The 2,242-nt window shown below is 77.1% G+C and carries 2 protein-coding genes; both read left to right on the top strand.

The window, feature by feature from the left end:
* Positions 1–78 precede the first annotated feature (78 nt).
* Positions 79–1,344: an ROK family transcriptional regulator gene (locus SSNG_RS27080; protein WP_007267117.1), complete on the top strand. Its 1,266-nt coding sequence runs from the start codon at positions 79–81 to the stop codon at positions 1,342–1,344.
* A 63-nt stretch (positions 1,345–1,407) separates the two neighbouring features.
* The coding region (locus tag SSNG_RS27075; RefSeq protein WP_007267116.1) for a methylmalonyl-CoA mutase family protein at positions 1,408–2,242 on the top strand (835 nt) is incomplete at its 3' end.

Raw genomic sequence — 2,242 nt, 5'->3', positions numbered from 1 at the left:
CCGCCCCGCCCCCACCCCTCGAGGGGGAGATGGGGGGGACAACCTCACCCCCCCAGCCCCGCCCGGCATCATCGACCCATGACGAGAATGCCCGGCGACGGCCGGGGGGCCGCCAATGCCGCCGCCGTGTTGCGGACCGTGCTGGACCACGGGCCCGTCGCCCGGAGCGGGATCTCCGCCCTGTGCGGGCTGAGTCCCGCCGCGGTGTCGCGGCAGGCGACCGGGTTGCTGCGGGCCGGGCTGCTGCGCGAGTTGCCCGGGCCCTCGGCGCACGCCGGGTCCGGGCGGCCGCGGGTGCCGCTCGACCTGCACACCGGGGCCGTCGGCGGGCCCGTCGCCGCCGGGCTGCACATCGGGGTGCCCTCCTCCACCTTCAGCCTCGTCGACCTGCGCGGCCGGACCCTGGCCCGCCGCTCCCTCCCCCACCACGCCGGGCGGAACGACCCCGCCCGCATCGCCGCCGCGCTCCGCGACTTCCTCCGCGACTCCGACACCGGCCGCCCCCTGCTCGGCCTCGGCGCAGCCCTCGGCGGCTGGGTCCGCCCCGACACCGGGACCGTCGTGCGCCACCCCGCGCTCGACTGGCACGACCGCCCCCTCGCGGACGAACTCGGCGCCGCGCTCCGGCTCCCCGTACGGGTCGACAACCACGCCCGGGCCGTCGCGGCCGCCGAGGTGCTGTTCGGGCACCCGGCGGCCCGCCGCAGCCTCGTCCACCTGTTCATCGGCAACGTCGTCGACGCCGCGTTCGGCATCGAGGGCGCGGTCCACCAGGGCCCGGGCTCCGCCGCCGGCGACGTCGCCCACCTCCCCGTGCCCGGATCCGGCGCCGCCTGCGCGTGCGGCCGTACGGGGTGCCTCCAGGCGGCCGCCTCCGACACCGCGCTCGGCGCCGAGGCCGTCCGGCGGGGCATCGTCCCCGACCCGTCGGTCCCGCTCCTGGCCGATGCCGCGGCCGCCGGCGACCCGCGAGCCGACCGGCTGCTGCGCGAGCGCGCCCGGGACGTCGGGCGGGCCGCGGCCCTGCTCCTCGACGTGTTCAACCCGGCGGTCATGGTCGTCACGGAACTCTCCAGCGTCCTGCACGACGCGTACCTCGACGAGATCCGCACCGCCGCCCTGGAGCGGTCCCGCGTGTGCGACGACCCCGCCCGGATCGTCGCCCCGCACGCCGGCCCGGCCGTACTCCCCCAGGCCGCCGCGACGGTCCTCCTCGCCCCCCTGTTCCGGGACCCGGCGGGCGGCGCCCCGGTTCCCACCACGGGCCCCGCCCCGGACCCCACCCCGCCTGCACCCCACCCCGACCCCACTCCCACCCCGCCCCCGACCCCACAGCTCATCTGAGAGGGCGAGATCACATCCGGTGGTTCTGGTAACCGCCGAGTAGCCACCCCTAGCATTCGAGCCATGACGGTCCTGCCTGACGACGGGCTCTCCCTGGCCGCCGAATTTCCTGACGCGACACATGAGCAGTGGCAACGCCTCGTCGAGGGCGTACTGCGCAAGTCGGGCAAGGAAGTCACCGGCGAGGCAGCGGAAGCAGCACTGTCCACCAAGCTAGAGGACGGGCTCATCACCCGCCCGCTGTACACGGCGCGCCCCGAAGCGGACGGCCCCGACGCGGACGGCCCCGACACCGGCTTCCCCGGGTTCGCGCCCTTCGTACGGGGCGGCACCCCCGAGGGCAACAGCGCCTCGGGCTGGGACGTGCGCCAGCGCATCGCGGGCAGTGATCCGGTACGGGTCAACGAGGCGGCCCTCGCCGACCTGGAGAACGGCACCACCTCCCTCTGGCTGACCGTCGGCCGGCAGGGCGTACCCGCCGAAGCCCTGGGCCGCGCCCTGCAGGACGTCTACCTGGACCTCGCCCCGGTCGCCCTGGACGCCGGCGCCGAATACGCCGGCGCCGCACGGGCGTTGCTCGCCCTGTACGCGGAGCGCGAGGTGGCCCCCGAAGCGGCCCGTGCCGCGCTCGGCATCGACCCGCTGGGCCACGAGGCCCGCACCGGCGAGGCCCTGGACACGGCCCCCGCCGTGGAGATCGCCCGCGAGGCGGCCGCGTCCTGGCCGGGCGTGCGCGCGCTGACGGTCGACGCCCTGCCGTACCACGAGGCCGGCGGCTCGGCGGCCGAGGAGCTCGGCCTGTCCCTGGCCACCGGCGTCGCGTACCTGCGCGCCCTGACCGGGGCCGGCCTCGGCACCGAAGCCGCCTTCGGGCAGCTGGAGTTCCGCTACTCCGCGA

This window comes from Streptomyces sp. C (assembly GCF_000158895.1).
Classification (GTDB): Bacteria; Actinomycetota; Actinomycetes; order Streptomycetales; family Streptomycetaceae; genus Streptomyces; species Streptomyces racemochromogenes.
The sequence above is the reverse complement of the archived record's forward strand: the minus strand, read 5'-3'. Positions and strand labels throughout refer to the sequence as shown.